The sequence below is a fragment of the Chelativorans sp. YIM 93263 genome, from assembly GCF_028767125.1.
Taxonomy (GTDB): domain Bacteria; phylum Pseudomonadota; class Alphaproteobacteria; order Rhizobiales; family Rhizobiaceae; genus Chelativorans.
This window is the reverse complement of the sequence record NZ_JAKCWP010000010.1, coordinates 58,428-75,374: the sequence shown is the minus strand read 5'-3', so window position 1 is coordinate 75,374 and position 16,947 is coordinate 58,428. Positions and strand designations below refer to the sequence as shown.

General features: G+C 61.5%; 15 protein-coding genes and 1 pseudogene. 6 read left to right on the top strand and 10 right to left on the bottom strand.

Annotated elements, in window-relative coordinates:
- Positions 1–198: 198 nt before the first annotated feature.
- From LY631_RS17970 to LY631_RS17955, 4 genes and pseudogenes are all read left to right on the top strand, one after another.
- Positions 199–373, top strand: a pseudogene (locus tag LY631_RS17970) (preQ(1) synthase); the annotation flags it as partial.
- A gap of 59 nt (positions 374–432) precedes the next feature.
- Positions 433–2,274, top strand: coding sequence for a DNA mismatch repair endonuclease MutL (mutL, locus tag LY631_RS17965; RefSeq protein WP_274426972.1), 1,842 nt, complete (start codon positions 433–435; stop codon positions 2,272–2,274).
- A gap of 119 nt (positions 2,275–2,393) precedes the next feature.
- Positions 2,394–3,563, top strand: a complete 1,170-nt coding sequence (locus LY631_RS17960) for a GGDEF domain-containing protein (protein ID WP_274426971.1) — start codon at positions 2,394–2,396, stop codon at positions 3,561–3,563.
- A gap of 163 nt (positions 3,564–3,726) precedes the next feature.
- A complete protein-coding gene (locus LY631_RS17955; RefSeq protein WP_274426970.1) occupies positions 3,727–3,957 on the top strand; it encodes a DUF2093 domain-containing protein in 231 nt (76 codons plus the stop codon).
- A gap of 31 nt (positions 3,958–3,988) precedes the next feature.
- Here the strand turns inward: LY631_RS17955 and LY631_RS17950 are convergent, their stop codons facing one another.
- Positions 3,989–4,600 (bottom strand): FMN-dependent NADH-azoreductase, encoded by a 612-nt coding sequence (locus LY631_RS17950; protein ID WP_274426969.1) that lies wholly within the window; start codon positions 4,598–4,600, stop codon positions 3,989–3,991.
- A gap of 118 nt (positions 4,601–4,718) precedes the next feature.
- Between LY631_RS17950 and LY631_RS17945 the strand changes: the two genes are divergently transcribed.
- Entirely contained in the window at positions 4,719–5,633 is a 915-nt protein-coding gene (locus LY631_RS17945; RefSeq protein WP_274426968.1) for a LysR family transcriptional regulator, read from the top strand.
- 23 nt (positions 5,634–5,656) lie between these two features.
- Here the strand turns inward: LY631_RS17945 and lpxK are convergent, their stop codons facing one another.
- The 6 genes from lpxK to LY631_RS17915 form a co-directional block, all read right to left on the bottom strand.
- The gene (gene lpxK / locus LY631_RS17940) at positions 5,657–6,682 is read right to left on the bottom strand and encodes a tetraacyldisaccharide 4'-kinase (protein WP_274426967.1); all 1,026 of its coding nucleotides are present in this window, start codon (positions 6,680–6,682) and stop codon (positions 5,657–5,659) included.
- Positions 6,683–6,685: 3 nt separating this feature from the next.
- Positions 6,686–8,011: a lipid IV(A) 3-deoxy-D-manno-octulosonic acid transferase gene (waaA, locus tag LY631_RS17935; protein ID WP_274426966.1), complete on the bottom strand. Its 1,326-nt coding sequence runs from the start codon at positions 8,009–8,011 to the stop codon at positions 6,686–6,688.
- Positions 8,008–8,799, bottom strand: coding sequence for a lysophospholipid acyltransferase family protein (locus tag LY631_RS17930; protein WP_274426965.1), 792 nt, complete (start codon positions 8,797–8,799; stop codon positions 8,008–8,010). The genes waaA and LY631_RS17930 overlap by 4 nt, the downstream gene beginning before the upstream one ends.
- 4 nt (positions 8,800–8,803) lie before the next feature.
- Positions 8,804–9,058 carry a DUF4170 domain-containing protein gene (locus LY631_RS17925; protein ID WP_274426964.1) on the bottom strand — a complete coding sequence of 85 codons (255 nt, stop codon included), beginning with the start codon at positions 9,056–9,058 and terminating at the stop codon, positions 8,804–8,806.
- 129 nt (positions 9,059–9,187) lie between these two features.
- Entirely contained in the window at positions 9,188–9,994 is an 807-nt protein-coding gene (locus LY631_RS17920) for a 3'(2'),5'-bisphosphate nucleotidase CysQ (RefSeq protein ID WP_274426963.1), read from the bottom strand.
- Positions 9,981–11,315 carry a TldD/PmbA family protein gene (locus LY631_RS17915; RefSeq protein ID WP_274426962.1) on the bottom strand — a complete coding sequence of 445 codons (1,335 nt, stop codon included), beginning with the start codon at positions 11,313–11,315 and terminating at the stop codon, positions 9,981–9,983. Before LY631_RS17915 ends, LY631_RS17920 begins: the two co-directional genes overlap by 14 nt.
- 171 nt (positions 11,316–11,486) lie before the next feature.
- Here LY631_RS17915 and LY631_RS17910 point away from each other — a divergent pair, with 171 nt between their 5' ends.
- Positions 11,487–13,289 (top strand): monovalent cation:proton antiporter-2 (CPA2) family protein, encoded by a 1,803-nt coding sequence (locus LY631_RS17910; protein ID WP_274426961.1) that lies wholly within the window; start codon positions 11,487–11,489, stop codon positions 13,287–13,289.
- Positions 13,290–13,294: 5 nt separating this feature from the next.
- On the opposite strand, the gene LY631_RS17905 is transcribed toward LY631_RS17910, so the two are convergent.
- The 3 genes from LY631_RS17905 to LY631_RS17895 are packed head-to-tail and all read right to left on the bottom strand — an operon-like array spanning position 13,295 to position 16,927.
- Positions 13,295–14,179, bottom strand: coding sequence for a patatin-like phospholipase family protein (locus LY631_RS17905; protein WP_274426960.1), 885 nt, complete (start codon positions 14,177–14,179; stop codon positions 13,295–13,297).
- A 34-nt stretch (positions 14,180–14,213) separates the two neighbouring features.
- Complete coding sequence (locus LY631_RS17900) at positions 14,214–15,563, bottom strand: M16 family metallopeptidase (protein ID WP_274426959.1); 1,350 nt, start codon at positions 15,561–15,563, stop codon at positions 14,214–14,216.
- Positions 15,560–16,927 carry a M16 family metallopeptidase gene (locus LY631_RS17895; RefSeq protein WP_274426958.1) on the bottom strand — a complete coding sequence of 456 codons (1,368 nt, stop codon included), beginning with the start codon at positions 16,925–16,927 and terminating at the stop codon, positions 15,560–15,562. The genes LY631_RS17900 and LY631_RS17895 overlap by 4 nt, the downstream gene beginning before the upstream one ends.
- Positions 16,928–16,947 lie beyond the last annotated feature (20 nt).

The window sequence follows — 16,947 nt, the reverse complement described above, 5'->3', positions numbered from 1 at the left end:
CCTGATGCCTTTTTGTTATCTCGGTCAGGTTTTGAACCTTTCCGGCGGGGCGGTCAAATTGCCTGCGCAGCAATTCGCTGTCATGCGACAATAGGGACGTTTTAATGGCACAAGCTCGGCCGGCCATATGCCACAGCTACGGACCATCTAAGGATACCCCATGACGGATGCAAAAACGCTGACCCAATTGGTTCAAACACACACATGATCGCCCGGCGGATTGTCGAGGCGACAAAGCCGCTGTGGCTCAGGATAGGGACTGTTGGTAGTCGCGCGGTGGCATTCCGGTGATGTTTTCTGGACGACCGGCGATCGGCCCAAAGGCGCATGGCTGCCGGATATAGGCATGCCCCCTTATCGCGGGCGTGGATAGCCTTGAGAACACCTAGTCCGTGCCTTCGCACACGTTGCGAATCCGCCTATGATGGCGACATGTCCATTCGTCAGCTCTCCGACACCGTCATCAACCAGATTGCCGCCGGCGAGGTCATCGAACGGCCGGCGAGCGTCGTCAAGGAACTGGTCGAAAACGCGCTGGATGCCGGAGCAAGACGGGTCGAGGTGGCAACGGCGGGCGGCGGATTGTCGCTTATCCGCGTGATCGACGATGGCAGCGGCATCTCCGCCGAGGAATTGCCGCTAGCTGTGTCTCGTCACTGCACATCGAAGCTGTCGGAGGATATTCACGACATCCGTTCACTCGGTTTTCGCGGCGAGGCGCTGCCCTCCATCGGCTCGGTCGCCCGCCTCAGCCTGCGCTCGCGCACGCCGGACGGTGACAGCGGCACGGAAGTGACGGTCGAGGGCGGGCACGTCGGCCCGGTCAAACCGGTGGCGGCCAACCGCGGCACGACGGTCGAGGTACGCGACCTTTTTTTCTCCACACCGGCGCGGCTGAAATTCGTCAAGAGCGCGCGAGCGGAAGGCACCGCCATCACCGACGTGATCAAGCGGATTTCCCTGGCCTTCCCCGCCGTGCGCTTTGCCCTTTCAGGCACGGATCGCGCAACGCTCGACCTCGCCGCCGTGCCGGAGGACGGCGATGGGCTGCTGCGCCGCTTGGGCCAGGTGATGGGCAAGGAGTTCCCGGAGAACGCGCTGCCGATTGAGGCCGAGCGCGAGGGTGTCAGCCTGACCGGCTATGTCTCGATCCCGTCCTTCACGCGCGGCAACGCGCTCAATCAGTTTGCCTATGTCAATGGCCGGCCGGTGCGCGACAAGCTGATCGCCGGCGCAATCCGCGGCGCCTATATGGATGTCCTGCCGCGCGACCGGCATGCGGTGACCGCGCTTTTTCTCAATCTGGACCCCGCGCTTGTCGATGTGAATGTGCACCCGGCGAAGGCGGATGTGCGCTTCCGTGATCCCGGTTTGGTGCGTGGTCTCATTGTCGGAGCGATCCGGCAGGCGCTTGAAGCCAGTGGAGTACGCTCATCCACCAGCGGGGCTGCGGCGATGCTGGACGCCTTCCGGGCACCTCAGGGCCGGGGCTCGGGCAATGAGCATCACCCTTTCACTGATACAAGGCCAAACCGCAACTGGGATTTAAATGAATCCCCTAGCCGTCCACTTGAGACGGTAGCCCCGACGAACGGCGGTTTCACCGAACCCGAGCAAGCCGGGTTCGATATCGGAGTGGCGATCAGCGCGGATGCACGCGCGGGAGAGATCGAGCCGGAACCTGTTTTTGCCCGGAGCCCGCTCGGCGCAGCACGCGCGCAGGTGCACGAAAACTATATCGTCTCGCAGACCGAGGATTCGCTCGTCATCGTCGATCAGCACGCCGCCCATGAGCGCCTTGTCTACGAAGCGCTGAAACAGGCGATCCATTCGCGCCCCCTTCCTTCGCAGGGGCTGCTCATGCCGGAGATCATAGATGTGCCGGAAGAGGATGCGGAGCGGCTCGACGCGCACGCGGAGTTTCTGGCGCGACTCGGCTTGCGGCTTGAGCGTTTCGGGCCGGGTGCCGTCGCGGTTCGGGAGACTCCGGCCATGCTGGGTGAAGTGGATGCCGCCGCGCTCGTGCGCGATCTGGCCGACGAAATCGCCGAGAACGACACTACTACCAGTCTCAAGGAGCGGGTTGACCGCATTGCGGCGACCATGGCCTGCCATGGCTCGGTGCGCGCCGGTCGCAGGTTGAAGGCGGAGGAAATGAACGCTCTACTGCGCCAGATGGAGGCGACGCCCGGCTCTGGAACGTGCAACCACGGCCGGCCTACCTACATTGAGCTTAAGCTGGCCGACATCGAGCGGCTGTTCGGGCGACGCTGACGATAAAGCAATACGTACGGGGGAACGGCTCCGCATCTAGCCAGTAATGGATAGACCCGCTAGAGACACAAGCAGAACGTGAAATCGTCAAAACCCCTTACTTGTGCGGGGCGTCGTTCATGAAGTTCGTTCCTGCCATATTGCTTCTGCTTTTTGCATCTGCCTTTCTCGGTCTTTGGGCCTTGGAGCGGAAACGTCGCTTCATCCTCACGCTTGGTGCCGGTTTCGCCTCGCTTGGGCTGGGGATGCTGCAGCAGGTAGGTGGCGTGCCGCAGAGTGTCGGCCTTGGAGCTGTTATCTCCGGTTTTCTCTACACCGCCGGTGTCCTGCTCGTTTGCAACGGAATTCTTGAACGCTCCGGCACGCGCATGCCTGCCGGGATGGCGGTTCTTTATCTCGCGGGCATCGTCGGCGGGCTCTGGTATTTCTATTATATCGACCGCGATCTCATCGCGCGCATCTACATTCTCAATTTCGGACTCGGACTGATTTTCCTGCACACCTGCTGGCTCGCGCGTTTCCTGCTGCGCGGGGCGTGGACGGACAAGGCGCTGTTTTTCCTCATGGCCGCCTTCGGCCTCCATTTTGCGCCGCGTACCCTGCTGACGATCAATTCGGTCTCGCGTGTTACCACGGCGCCGGAGTTTGGCCGTACCGACTTCTGGCAGACAGTCGTTCTGTCGAGTTCCGTCCTCGGTGCTGCCGGCGGCCTCGGTCTTCTGTTCATCCTGTTCGTCGATCACGTTGCCAAACTGCATCAGGAGCGCGATATCGACCCACTGACGGGGTTGCTGAACCGTCGCGGTTTGGAGCGCTCGTATTCGCGGCTTGCCCGCGCTCGCGAGGCGCGCTTTCTGGCAATCTGCGACCTCGACAAATTCAAGGCTATCAACGACAGCTACGGCCATCCCACCGGTGACCTGGTGCTCTCGGCTTTTGCCGACATCCTCCGCCGCAACATGCGGAAAACCGATGTGGTGGCCCGCATCGGCGGTGAGGAGTTCGTGCTGATCCTGTGCGACGTGACAGAGGACGAGGCGCTGGCGTTTTCCGAGCGTCTGCGCAAGATCCTGGAAAACACCAGATTTCGCGAAGTCGCCGCCGTCGGTCCGGTTACAGGTAGCTTCGGGCTGGCACGCATCGGTGCGGGCGAGCCACTCCTGGGCGCACTTGAGCGCGCGGACCGGGCGCTTTACGAAGCCAAACGCACCGGGCGCAATCGAATTTGTGCCGAGTGGCTCATGGATGCCATCCATGCCACGCGGCTGAGGGGACGCAAGACGGCATGAGCTGGCGCCAGTTTAAAGGACGCGGCGGCCCAGAATGGTTGGAGGCGCCAGCCAATAAAACTATATGCTGGCTGGGAGGATGGTTTTGGACGGCATGTCGGGCTAGGCGGCTTGACGAGCCGGAAGAAATATGGCGCAAACGCTCTGAACAGAGGCGACTGGCATGAACCGTTTTGAAGGCCCGGGGGGCCGGGAAGCGAAAATTCGGTATTTGGATGGCGATTTCCAGGTGTTGGCCCCCGGCGCCTTTGTGCGCTGCGCCGTCACCGGCGAGCCGATACCGCTCGAGGACCTGAAATACTGGAGCGTCGCGCGCCAGGAGCCTTATCGCAACGTTGAAGCCTCCCTCGAGCGGGAACTGGAGATCAACCCGCAGCTGGGCAAGCCGCGCTAATGCGGCCTGCCCAGAGTCCCTAGCCGCCTCTTCACGCGCTAAGCGCCACAATACGGTTTTCGGCCTGCGCCAGGGCGAACTGCTCGGCTTCGGCACCCATGCCTACCCCCTCGACACGAACGATTTCCACGTCGGTCAATCCGACGAACGAAAGTGCAGTCTTTAGATAGGGGATGGCATGGTCGAATTGCGCGGCGGAACCGCGCGAGTAGACACCGCCTGAAGCAAGCACGATATAGACCTTCTTGCCACGGATCAGGCCCTCCGGACCATCTTCCGTGTAGCGGAAGGTGATGCCTGCGCGCAGCAGGTGATCGAGCCAGGCCTTCAGGGTCGAGCTGATGCTGAAATTGATGAATCCTGTCGCGATGACGATCGCGTCCGCGGCAAATACCTCCTCCACCACCGCGTCGGAAGGAGCGACGGCGCGCGCCTGCTCCTCTGTGCGGTGCTCCTCCGGCAGATGAATCCCGCCGACGAAGTCCGGCCCGATATGCTCGAGTGGATCGCGGACGAGATCACGGTGCACGATCTGAGCCGACGGGTCGGCAGCGGCTAGGTTCCGGGCCAGTTGCGCGGCAACCCGTGTCGAGTGCGATGCCTCGCCGCGGGGGCTGGATGTTACAAGCAGGATCGATTCCATTGTAGGGTCTCCTTGGAAATGCTGTGTTGCGTGTCGCGTTGGAACCTGCCAATAAATTCCAATCAGAAAAACAGGTAAAATATAGGAGATACTTATCGGAAAACTTGATTGGATAAGGATGGAAGCTCATCCCACGCTCGACCAACTCGAGATCTTTCTAGCGGTGGTAGAGGAGGGCGGCTTCTCGGCAGCCGCCCGCAAGCTCAACCGGGCACAGTCCGTAATCAGCTACGGGGTTTCAAACCTCGAAGCACAGCTTGGGCTACAGCTCTTTGAGCGCACCGGCACGCGACAGCCGCGGCTGACGGAATCCGGCGCCAGCCTGCTACAAGACGCGCGCCGCATGATAGCCGGACTGCAAATGCTCCGTGCCCGTGCCCACGGACTTGCACAGGGGCTTGAAGGCGAGGTCCGGCTTGCGGTAGACGTGCTGGTCCCGATGCCGGTGCTAACGGTTGTCCTTGAAAGCTTTCGCACCGCGTACCCTACCGTGGGCGTGCGTCTCTACACCGGCGCCCTTGGCGCGGCCGCCGATGTCGTGATGCGTGGCGAGGCAAATATCGGCATTGTCGGCGAGGCAATGTCTTCCCTTCCCGAACTTGTCAGCCATCTTGTGGGTGGAAACCAGATTTCGCCTGTCGCGGCTCCCTCCCACCCACTTGCACGGGCTGATGCACCTGTTCCCAAGGCGGTTCTGCGCGAATATCCACAGGTGGTCATCAGCGACCTGAGCCGATGGACCGACGGGAGAGACTTTCATGTATATGCGCTCAACACCTGGCGCGTCAGCGATCTCGCCACGAAGCACGCACTTATTTCCGCCGGGCTCGGCTGGGGCGGGCTGCCGGTCTGGCTGATCCACGACGAACTCGAAAGCGGCCGCCTCGTCGCCCTTTCACTGGAGCCTTATCCGCCCTCGAACTACTCTATGTTTGCCATCCGACGGGACGATAAGCCCTTTGGGCCGGCTGCATCATGGATGGCGGAGCGCTTCGAGGCCGCATTCGCGGATTTCAGCCGAATCAGGAAATAGGTGCGAGACGCGAAGCTCTATCGCTACAAGCTGCGCTCGCGCCAGGCGGTCACCGTTTCTGCAACGATGCGCTCAGGCATTCCCGAGCTTTCGAATACCGCTTCCACCGGCAACAGCCGAACGGTCGCTGCAAAATCGCGGACGGGGCCGTGCCCGTGGTGGAGGCGCACGAGATCCTTCTCCGTGGTCACGAGTTGCAGCCTCTCCGCCTCGGCTTGCGCTGACAGCTCGGCCACGTCGTCCTCGCTGTAGGGATAGTGGTCGGGAAAGGAGCGCGTGGCCACCACCTCGGCGCCGATCATCCGCAAGGTATCGTAAAACTTGTCGGGGTTACCGATTCCCGCGAAGGCGAGTACGCGCGCGCCTTTCAATGCCCGGGTCCCCTTCGGCTTCAGGTGGGCGCTGAAGACGGACCTCCCGGCGCGAGCCGCCCTGCGCACCACATCCATCGCTGCCTGGCCATCGCCCATGGTCACGATCCCATTAGCGTAACGCAGTTGATCGATCAGTGGCGCGCGCAGTGGGCCGCCCGGAATGACATGCCCGTTTCCGAGCCCGCGCCGCGCGTCAACGACGATCAGCGCGTAATCCATCCGCAGACGCGCGCTCTGAAAACCATCATCCATGATGATGAAGTCGCACCCTTCGGCAATGAGCTTTCGCGCGCCGGCGACCCGGTCGGGCGAGACCACCGTCGGCGCATGGCGCGCCAGGAGCATTGGTTCGTCACCAACATGGCGTGGCGTGTCGTGCTTCCGGTCGACGAGATGCGGGCCGCCCGAATGGCCGCCATAACCGCGTGAGAGAAAGCCGACGCGGCGCTTTTGCCGCTTAGCCTCCTTCGCCAGCGCGATTGCGATCGGGGTCTTTCCTTCCCCGCCAACCGTCAGGTTACCCACGCAGAGGACGGCAGCCGAAACGTGCTGGCGTTTCGCGCCCGCCATGCGTGCGGACGCGACCAATCCATAAACAGCAGAGAGCGGCCACAGCGCCCAAGGCCGCCAGTCGGCTTGCTTCCACCAGAAGGGTGGTGCTTCACTTGCCGCCATTACTCACTCCGAACCGCCGCCGCCGCCGTTGAGACGGCTTTTGACGATGAGTGGATGAATGAACGGCTCCAGCGCGGTCAGTGTGCGGCTGAGCGCGCCGGACATGCCCTCCACCGTAGAGCGCCCGGCCGCCATCATTCTGTGGCGCACGTCGTCGTTCTTCAGCAGGAAGTTCACCGCGCCGCCAAGCATACGGCTGTCATTGACCAGCTTCGTGCCGCCGCTTGCGACGAGGCAGCTAAATGCGTCTCGAAAGTTTTGCACATTTTCGCCGGAAAGCACTGCTGTGTCGAGCATAGCCGGCTCAAGCGGATTATGCCCCCCGCCTTGGCCAGTCAGCGAATTTCCCACAAAGGCGATTTCGGTCAACCGCAGATAAAGTCCCATCTCGCCGATTGTATCCCCAAGCAGGATATCCGTTTCGGGCCCGATGGGGGCGCTACTGCTTCTGGACACGACATTGAGGCCTTGTGCGGCGAACGCCTCCTTCAACGTCAGCGCGCGCTCGGGGTGGCGAGGCACTATGATCGTCAAGAGGCCCGGATGGTGCCTGCGCAGCAGCTTGTGCAGTTCGGCCGCGATCTGCTCTTCCCCCTCATGGGTGGATACGGCCGCCCAGGTCTTGCGGGCTCCGATGGCGGCTTGCATATTCGAAAGCACTTCCGGGGCAACCGGCGGGAGCTGGGTGTCTGCCTTCAGATTGCCGGAAACGGTGACGGGGCGGGCCCCTAACGCGTGAAAACGCTCTCCATCGGTTTCCGATTGGGCAATCACATGGGCCAGGTTCTCGAAAAGCGCTTCGGCGAAAAAGAGGCGCTTGCGCCATCGTGCGTAGGAGCGGTCGGACATGCGGCCGTTTACCAGAACCTGCGGCACGCGACGCGCGCCGAGTTCCAGGATCGTCATAGGCCAGATTTCCGACTCGGCCATGATGGCGAGATCCGGCTGCCAATGATTGAGAAAGCGACTGATGGCCGGCTTGAGATCGAGCGGCACATATTGATGAATGACACGCTGGCCCAGCCGCTCCGAGACGAGCTTTGCCGAAGTGACCGTGCCAGTCGTCAGCACAATGTTGATCTCGCTGGCCAGCAGATTCTCGATGAGATTGGAGACGGCGACGGTCTCGCCAACACTAGCCGCATGAACCCACACGAGCGGCCCGTCGGGACGCGGATGACTGGTGCGGCCATAGCGCTCGTGCCGCCGCAGTCGGTCTTCCTTTCCCTTGCTGACACGCCAGCCGATATAGCTGCCGACCAGCGGGTAGGCGGCGGCGCCTGCCCATCGGTAAGTGGTGAGAATGGCGCGCGCCCAGCGTTCGCTCATTGGCCACCGTCGATAAGCTGATAGGCATCATGGGTGGCGCTGTTGAGCGCATCGGTGATCTGCCGGCGCTTCTGCTCCATTCTTTCGTCGTCAGCTTCGGCGTCGACATAGATCGGGTCGCCGAAAATGATGGCGCTGCGGCCGAAAGGAAGATTGATCGTGGTCTTGTCCCAGGTTCCTTCGAGAACCTTTCGCCTGCTGGTCGCAACCGCTACCGGCACAACCGGGCGTCCGGAGAGCCGAGCAAGGGTAACGATACCGAGGCCCGCCTCGCGCGCCTTGCCGTGGGAAACGTCTGCAATCATTGCAACGTTGAAGCCTGAATCGATGTGGCGTTTAAGTTGAATGAGCGCCGATGCGCCCCCCTTCTTGACGCTCTGTACGCCTCCGCGTCCACCGGATCCGCGTACGATGGCAATACCCATCTTCTCGGCTACTAGGGCATTCAGCTCCGCGTCCGCGCTTCGGGAGAACAGGGCCACGACGGGATTGTCACGCGGGTATAACGCAGGCGCCAGCAGGTGCTGGCCATGCCACATGGCGAAGATCATGGGCGCGTTGCCCGCCACCTTTCTCTCCGCATCGTGTGAACCTTCGACAGTGGGGTTCGTGCGCACGACGAAACGGACGGCCGCCGCGATAAACGAGGCGATGATATTCTTGAGCGTAGGCGACTCTGCCAGCGGCTCGCGGATACGCCGCCAGAAGCTCTTCATAGGTCGCGCTCCGCCGCGCACACGCGAGCGCGCCTCGACCGGCGCCGAAGACATGGCTGTCTTGTTCGGCATGCGTTCAATCCTGCTTCGCTCCGCCGGTCGCGGCCGGATCCAGGAGACGGTGCAGGTGAACGATGAAATAGCGCATATGCGCGTTGTCGACCGTTTGCTGCGCCTTTGCCTTCCAGGCGGTCTCGGCGGACTTGTAGTCCCCGTAGATGCCGACGATGTCCAGTGCGTCGAGATCGCGGAACTCAGTTCCCGACAATGATTTCAGCTCACCACCGAAGACGAGGTGGAGAAGCTGCGTGTTTCCGGTTTCCTCACCCATTGCTCTGCCCATCCGCTCGAAAATGTTCTAGTCGGTGCCGGTACGGGAAGTCCTTGATCGACCTAAATGAAATCGCCCCGCAGTGATTTGCACGACCGCATCTGCCCATAGCGCACCGTCTGGCCCGCGTCACCCCTGGAGTTTTCCAACCACACCGGACATGATCCGCAGCAGATCGCCGCTGCCAGCTGCAAGCGCACCGAGCTGTGGATTGGGTCCGGCATACTGTGGACGCCGGTGCTTGCCGTCTACGATACTTCCCCCTGCTTCACTCAGGATCACATCTGCCGCGGCCAGATCCCAGTCATGGGATGCAGGTTTGATGAAGGTCGCATCCAGCATTCCGCTCGCCACCAGGCCGATTCTATAAGCAAGCGAGGGTACATAGGGATGCGGCGAAACGCGGGCATAAAGCGCCGGCGGCAATCGGTTCATCATATTTTTTGGCCCCGCGAGCGCCAGATCGCGGCCGGCATTCTTCACCCGGATCGGCTCCCCATTACGATGTGCACCGCCGCCCCGGGCCGCACTGAAGAACTCGTCGCTGGCCGGGCAGTCCAGAACTCCGGCAATCGCTCGTCCGTTCTCCACAACGGCAACGCTGACACACCACACCTCACGTCCATCGATAAAGGCGCGCGTGCCATCGATTGGATCGACCACAAAAGTGCGTGGTGCGAGCAGCCGCTCCTTGTTGTCCGCTGTTTCTTCCGATAGCCAGCCGTAGCTGGGGCGGGCCTGGAGCAGATGTTCGCGCAGGAACTGGTCAACCTCGAGATCGGCCTGGCTGACCGGGGAGGCGCCTTCCTTCCACCAGACTTCTGGGTCGCGACGGAAGTAGCGCATCGCGACGCGGCCGGCCTCGCGGGCTGCATCCTCGATAAACGCGAGATCTTCCTCCGGCGCATGAGTTTGAACGGGGTCACTCACCGGCAATGGTTATCCCTTCGATGAGCAAGGTCGGTGCCGCAGTGGCGAAATTTCGGTCGAGATCGTCGGCCGCGGTCATGTTCAGGAACATCTGCTTCAGGTTCGAGGCGATGGTGATCTCGGAAACGGGATAAGCGAGCTCGCCATTCTCGATCCAGAAGCCGGATGCGCCGCGGCTGTATTCGCCGGTAATCATGTTCACGCCCTGGCCGAAAACCTCTGTCACATAAAACCCGGATTTCACCGACTTTAACAGCTCTTCCGCAGACGTTCTCCCCGGCTCGATGGCGAAGTTCGTCGCCGACGGGTTGACCGAGGATGAGGAGCGCGAGCCCCGCCCGTTTGTCTCTAGCCCGAGCTCCCGCGCGACGGAAGAGGAGAGAAGCCAGTGCTTCAGAATGCCTTGCTCGACCGGCGTGATCGGCTCGCCCGCGACACCTTCGCCGTCGAACGGTCGGGAGCTCAGGCCGCGCTGCAGAAAGGGGTTGTCGGTTACGACTACGCCTTCGGCAGCGATCCTTTGGCCCATCATGTCGCGCAAAAAGCTTGTCTTGCGTGCGACGGAAGCTCCGTTGATTGCCGATGCGATGTGACCAGCAATACTGCGTGCCACCCGCGGATCGTAGACGACGGGGAAGACGCCGGTCTTTACGCGGCGGGGATTGATACGCCGGACGGCGCGTTCGCCGGCCGTCCGCCCGATCTTTTCCGGTGCTTCGAGATCGCTGAAGTGCAACCGCGAGGAATAATCGTAGTCGCGCTCCATCTTTGTTCCCTCTCCGGCGATGACACTTACCGAACGGGAAAACCGTGTTACTGCATATTGCCCAACGAATCCGTGAGACGTCGCCAGCACCAGGCCTCCGGATCCGGCGCTTGCCGTCGCCCCGCTGGAATTGGTGACACCGGCGACCGTCATCGCTGCTTCTTCCGCCGCAAGCGCGTCCTCCTTCAAGCGATCCGGCGAGACCTCCGTTTTGTCGATCAGATCAAGGTCGGGAAATTCCTGCGCCAGGCGGTTCGTATCCGCTAGCCCCTGGTGGGGATCTTCTGGAGAAACCCGGGCCATGGCGACCGCCCGCTCGGCCAGGGCCACCGGATCGGAGCCGACCGTCGCCGAAACGCTCGACACGCGCGCACCGACAAAGACACGCAAGGACATGTCGTCGCTCTCGGCGGATTCGGTCGCCTCGACTTTGCCGAGACGCACCGACGCGCTATTGGAGCGGGAACGGATCACCACCGCGTCCGCTGCATCGGCGCCGGCCTTTTTTGCCGCCTCCACCAGTGCTGCAACGCGATCGAGTAGTTTCTGCTGGTCGGACATTGTGTTCCTATGGGCCTGTGGTCGGTTGTTGTCGCGTCCGTGTCACCCACGGATAATCTGGCGGAGGTGGTGGAGTCGGCAAGACATCGATATCACAACCATTTATGACTCGAGGGATTGTAGCGCAATGGCAGCGAAGCAGCGTTAACCGGAACTTGAGCGAGGAATGCGATGGAAGCGGTAACCAACGGCATCTACTATGAGCCGCTGCTCCTGCTGGCTGGCGCTGTTATCGCGGTGCCCCTGTTCAAAAAATTGGGGCTCGGCACGATCCTTGGTTATCTCGCCGCTGGCGTTGCAATCGGTCCCGTTGCGCGGCTGATTGCCGATGGAGAAGAGCTTCTGCATGTTGCCGAGTTGGGTGTCGTCCTGCTGCTATTCATCATAGGATTGGAGCTCAATCCCTCCCGGCTGTGGGCCATGCGACGAGATATTTTCGGGCTCGGCTTGGTCCAGGTGACGGTTACCGGTGCCGTCCTGGCTCTTATCGGCTATTTCGCACTCGGTTTCTCGGCCTCCGCCGCCGTGGTGGCAGGATTTGGTTTGGCGCTTTCATCCACGGCCTTTGCCGTGCAGACGTTGGAGGAACAAGGCTCGCTCAACCAGCGCTTTGGGCAGACTGCCTTCTCGGTGCTGCTTTTTCAGGATCTGGCGATCGCTCCGTTCCTTGTCGTGGTCCCATTGCTTTCGCCGGGAGGCGAGGGGGCAGACGCCTTCAGCGGCGCGGACTTTGCAATCGCGCTAGCGTGTATCGTGGCGCTGATCGCCGCCGGCCGCTATCTGCTCAATCCGCTCTTTCGCATCATTGCCAGCACGGGAGCGCGGGAGGCTATGGTCGCAGCCGCGCTGCTGGTGGTCTTGGGATCGGCGACGTTGCTCCAGATCGCCGGGCTTTCCATGGCCCTTGGCGCCTTCGTCGCCGGTGTTCTGCTGGCCGATTCCTCGTTCCGGCATGAATTGACCGCCGACATCGAGCCATTCCGGGGCGTTCTTCTGGGGCTTTTCTTCATGGCCATTGGCCTGTCGCTCAATCTCGATGTGGTTATCGAGAGCTGGGTCATAGTTCTGGCTGCAGTGCCGGTTCTGATGCTGGTCAAGGCGCTTGTTTTATACGGCCTCTGCAGGCTGTTCAGCACCGAGCATGATGATGCGGTTCGTGTGGCCGCACTGCTGCCGCAGGGCGGCGAGTTCGGCTTTGTGCTTTTCACTGCCGCCTCGGCCGCGCTCATTTTTCCTGCTGCAACGGCGTCGCTGCTGACGGCCGTCGTCACGCTTTCAATGGCGGCGACTCCGCTCTCCGTGCGGCTGGGCACATATCTCACGAGCGCAGAAGAGCCGGACGAGATGGATGAAAGCTTCGACGGGGCCGGTGCGGATGTGCTGATGATCGGCTTTTCCCGTTTCGGCCAGGTCGCATCACAGATCCTGCTGGCCGGCGGCAGCGACGTGACGATCATCGATCACTCGGCGACGCGGGTGCGTGCGGTCGAGAAATTCGGCTTCCGCATCTATTTCGGGGACGGTCGCCGCAAGGATGTGCTGGAGGCAGCCGGAATTCGCCGCGCGAGACTTGTCGCCCTATGCACGAACGATCAAAGGACCACTGACGCCATTGTCGATTTGATCCGGTCTGAATATCCGCAAGTAAAGCTATACGTACGCTCCTACGACCGTGCACATACACTGTCGCTCAGGACTCGGGGCGTCGACTACGAGATACGCGAAACCGTCGAGTCGGCGCTGATGTTCGGGCGAAAATCGCTGGAGGCCCTTGGGGCCGACGAGGATCTGGCCCGCGCCGTGGCAGACGATGTGCGTAAGCGTGACGAGGAGCGCCTGGCCCTGCAGGCGGTTGACGGCTGGTATGCTGGGCAGGACAAGATGCATGTGCGCCCAGTGACGCCGGAACCGCTTGTCAAGCCTGCTCGCGAAGCAAGGCGGCTTAACCGCGCGACGGAAGACGCCGAAAGCTGATCCAGTCAGGCCACATGCCGCTCGAGAATGGATTCGACCGAGCGTTTCAACTCGTCCTTTATCGACTCCGTCTCCGCCATGATGGCGTCGATCTTCATGAAGTCGAGCACGCGAAAACCCGCTATCGACGGCCGTAGCAGAATGTCCGGACGCTTCTTTTCCAGTTTCATGGAGATGATCGACTGCATCATGAGCTGCGTGGCGCCGAACATCATCTCGACCGTGCTGGGGAGTTTCGGCGAGCGGACCGTCGGGACCCCGACCACGTCGACCGCTATCAGGATGTCGGCCTCACCTTCAAGAATGTCGAAGGGAACGGGATTGTAAATACCGCCATCGATCAGGGTCATGCCATCCCGCTCGATCGGGCGGAAAATCGAGGGCAAGGCAGCTGAGGCCGCCAGTGCTGAGCGCAATTCACCCTTGTCGAAGACGGCCAGACAGTGACCGTAATAGTCGGTCGCAGTGACGCGCAGTGGGATCTTCAGTTCCTCGAATGTGCCGGGGATCTCCTGCGGCAGGAAGGCCCTCAGAATGCGGTCGGCGTTGAATTGGCCCAAACGCAGGCCGCCTTCCATCATTTCCGAAAACTTCGCCGGACGCGCGCGCCAAACGCGGGCGGCCACCTCCGCCCGGCTTGCCAGCACCGCACGCGCATGTTCACGTATTTCAGAGCCGCGCATTCCCGCGGCCATGCCTGCCCCCATGATCGCCCCGATCGAGGAGCCGGAGATAACCGTCGGACGAATACCAAGTTCGTCCAGGGTCTCGATGACGTGAATGTGCGCCAATCCCCGTGCACCACCACCGCCTAGGGCGATCGCAAAGCTGGGTTCGGAGCGCGGCCCGGGACCTGCCGTCGCCTCCGCCGCCGGTTTGCTGTCAGCCATCATGTTTCCCACATTATACCCGCAGCCACCCGCCTTACTGATCGCCGTCCTCGACGGGGCCGACGATGAGCGTTGTCGGTTCCACTGAAAACATCTGGCGGGCGAGATCCTGCACGTCTTCAACGGTGACAGCATCAAAGAGTTCAACGCGACGTTCTAGATAGTCGCGCCCACGGCCAAGCCTCTGCAACCCGACCAGCGTGCGTGCGATGGCGCTTGTGGAACTGAGCTGGCTGATAGCATAGGAGCCGATGGAATATTGCTTGGCGCCATCCAACTCCTCTTGGCTGGGCCCGTCGGTCGCGAATTCCTCGATCACCTGCTGCGCTGCGTCGATGGCCTGTTCGGTCTGGTCGCCACGGGTGGAAAAATTAACCGTCAGGTCGCCCCATTCCGGCGCGCTGTCGAGATATGCTCCGGCGCTGTAGGTTAGCCCCCGTTCCTCGCGCAATGCCTCGAAGAGGCGGGATACGAGACCGCTGCCGCCCAGCATCTCGGCAATCAGACTGGCGGTGTAGATTTCCGCGTCTTTAGCTCCGACGGCGGGATATACCATCTGTATGGAGGATTGCGGCCTGTCATAGGTCTGGACCACTTTTTTACCGAAATTTATATCGGGTGGAGGGACGTCGGCCGGGTCGGCTTCGGCCGGAAGATCGCCGAAAACCTCGTCCAGAATCGTGGCTAGCCTCTCTTGATCAATGTTGCCGACGGCGCCGATAAACAGGTCCGAGCGGGCAAAAGTCTTTTCGTGGAGCGATGCGAGGTCATCGCGCGTGATCTCTTGCAGCGACTCGACGGTCGCCTGGCGGCCGAGTGGATGATCGCCATAAAGAGCGGCCATCAGCGCACGCTGGCCTTGATCGTCCGGGTCATTCGCCTCTGCCCTGACCCGGGAAATTGCCACCGACTGCTCCCGCGTGAAGGGCGCTTCGTCGAATCGGGGTTCGGTCAAAGCGAGCTTTAGAAGTTCCAGCGGTTCCTCCGTTTCGTCCGCCAGCATGCGTATGGTGCCTGCCACCAACTCCCGGCTTGATCGAAAGGAAAGATCGGCGCCTGTCTCGTAAAAGCGTTGCTGAAACGCCGAGGAGTCCAAATCCCCGGCCCCTTCATTGAGGAGCGAGGTCATCAGATCGGTCATTCCCTCCTTGCCTTCGGGGTCCTGGCTGGTGCCGCCCAGAAAAGCGAAGGAGATGACCACCATCGGATCGGTCGGATCCTCGACCAGCCATGCGGTAACGTCTCGCTCGGACGTAACCTCGGCAATGTCGAGTTCCGCATGGGCAGGCAAGACGAACGCGGAAAGCGCGAGAGCAAGCAGCGCTATGCTCGACGCCGCGTGATGGGAAAGCGACTGAAGCTTCATCGATCTATATCCTTTCATGCCGGATCCTCCTCCTGTGGCGGTTCCGGCAGAAGATAGCCGGCAGCGCTGCGCTGCGTGGTCAGGTAATTCTGCGCTGCCTCGCGAATATCGTCGACGGTAACGGCTTCGATGCGCTCTCGAGTCTTACCGAAATCCTCGACCGTACCGCCCGTCATCAGCATGGTGCCGTATTCACGCGCCCGCGACATCTGGTTTTCCTGGCTAAAGATGAGGCGGCTGGCCAGAACTTTCTTCGCCGTTTCCAATTCGCTTTCGGAGATGCCGTTCTCGATTACTTTCTGAAGTTCTTCGTTCACCGCTTGCTCGACCGCGTCGAGTTCCCTGGTCTCGATAGGTTGCGCATAGACGCCGAACTGCGCGTAATCGAGACGGTTGACGTCCATGAACGCGCCCGCCGCGGAAGCGATCCGCTGCTCCACGACAAGCGCTTGGTGCAGCCGGCTGCGCTCGCCACCACCGAGAATTTCCGATAGTACAAGGAGGGCGTCCGCGGTCTCTCGCTGTTCGGAGAAATAGGCGGGAGTGAACCAGTTCAGCGTAAAGCTCGGCAGGTTTGCGCGCGGGTCATGCAATCTCACTTCACGCTCCGGCCGTGCTGGCGGCTCGGTCGGCCGTTCGCGCGGCGGCAATTCCGGGCCGGTTTCCAATTGGCCGTAGGTTTTCTCTGCCAGTTCGCGCACTGATTCTACGTCAACGTCACCAGCCACGACCAACACCGCATTATTGGGCCGGTAATACCGGTCGTAAAACGCGATCAGTTGCTCGCGGGTCAGTGCCTCGATTTCATGCATCCAACCGATCACCGGCCGGCCATACGGGCTGTTGCGGTACAGAGCGGCGTTAATCGCCTCACGCAGTATGCCGGAGGGGCGGTTGTCGACCCGCATCAGGCGCTCTTCTATGACCACCTGGCGCTCGGTCTCGATCACCTCGTCGGTGAGCACAAGATTGCGCATCCGATCGGCTTCGAGCCGCATCATGTCTTCCAGTGCGTCCGGTGGCACCTGTTGGTAATAAGCGGTGAAGTCATAGCTGGTGAAGGCATTCTGCTCTCCGCCCACCGATTTCACCGCGGCATCGAAGACACCCGGTCCGTTGTTGGATGTGCCTTTGAACATCAGATGCTCGAAAAGATGCGCGATCCCGGAGTGTCCTGGCGCCTCATCGGCGCTGCCGACCTTGTACCACAGCATGTGCGTGACGACGGGGACACGCCTTTGCGGAATGACGACGACCTCCAGCCCGTTATCGAGCATGAAAGTCTCCACTTCCATATTTGCCGTTTCCTGCTGGGCGGTGTCCTGCGCATGGGCCGCCCCGACAAATAGGCAGAGCGCGGTGACCAAGGAGAGAAATTTCATCGAGATTGTCCTCGTGTCGG

Excerpts from the sequence above, each read along its gene's own strand:
- LY631_RS17930 (WP_274426965.1), bottom strand. The coding sequence starts at position 8,799 with ATGCCGAACAAGACAGCCATGTCTTCGGCGCCGGTCGAGGCGCGCTCG.
- LY631_RS17910 (WP_274426961.1), top strand. The coding sequence starts at position 11,487 with ATGGAAGCGGTAACCAACGGCATCTACTATGAGCCGCTGCTCCTGCTG.
- LY631_RS17900 (WP_274426959.1), bottom strand. The coding sequence starts at position 15,563 with ATGAAAGGATATAGATCGATGAAGCTTCAGTCGCTTTCCCATCACGCG.
- LY631_RS17905 (WP_274426960.1), bottom strand. The coding sequence starts at position 14,179 with ATGGCTGACAGCAAACCGGCGGCGGAGGCGACGGCAGGTCCCGGGCCG.
- LY631_RS17895 (WP_274426958.1), bottom strand. The coding sequence starts at position 16,927 with ATGAAATTTCTCTCCTTGGTCACCGCGCTCTGCCTATTTGTCGGGGCG.
- LY631_RS17960 (WP_274426971.1), top strand. The coding sequence starts at position 2,394 with ATGAAGTTCGTTCCTGCCATATTGCTTCTGCTTTTTGCATCTGCCTTT.
- waaA (WP_274426966.1), bottom strand. The coding sequence starts at position 8,011 with ATGAGCGAACGCTGGGCGCGCGCCATTCTCACCACTTACCGATGGGCA.
- LY631_RS17945 (WP_274426968.1), top strand. The coding sequence starts at position 4,719 with ATGGAAGCTCATCCCACGCTCGACCAACTCGAGATCTTTCTAGCGGTG.
- LY631_RS17950 (WP_274426969.1), bottom strand. The coding sequence starts at position 4,600 with ATGGAATCGATCCTGCTTGTAACATCCAGCCCCCGCGGCGAGGCATCG.
- lpxK (WP_274426967.1), bottom strand. The coding sequence starts at position 6,682 with ATGGCGGCAAGTGAAGCACCACCCTTCTGGTGGAAGCAAGCCGACTGG.
- mutL (WP_274426972.1), top strand. The coding sequence starts at position 433 with ATGTCCATTCGTCAGCTCTCCGACACCGTCATCAACCAGATTGCCGCC.
- LY631_RS17925 (WP_274426964.1), bottom strand. The coding sequence starts at position 9,058 with ATGGGTGAGGAAACCGGAAACACGCAGCTTCTCCACCTCGTCTTCGGT.
- LY631_RS17955 (WP_274426970.1), top strand. The coding sequence starts at position 3,727 with ATGAACCGTTTTGAAGGCCCGGGGGGCCGGGAAGCGAAAATTCGGTAT.
- LY631_RS17915 (WP_274426962.1), bottom strand. The coding sequence starts at position 11,315 with ATGTCCGACCAGCAGAAACTACTCGATCGCGTTGCAGCACTGGTGGAG.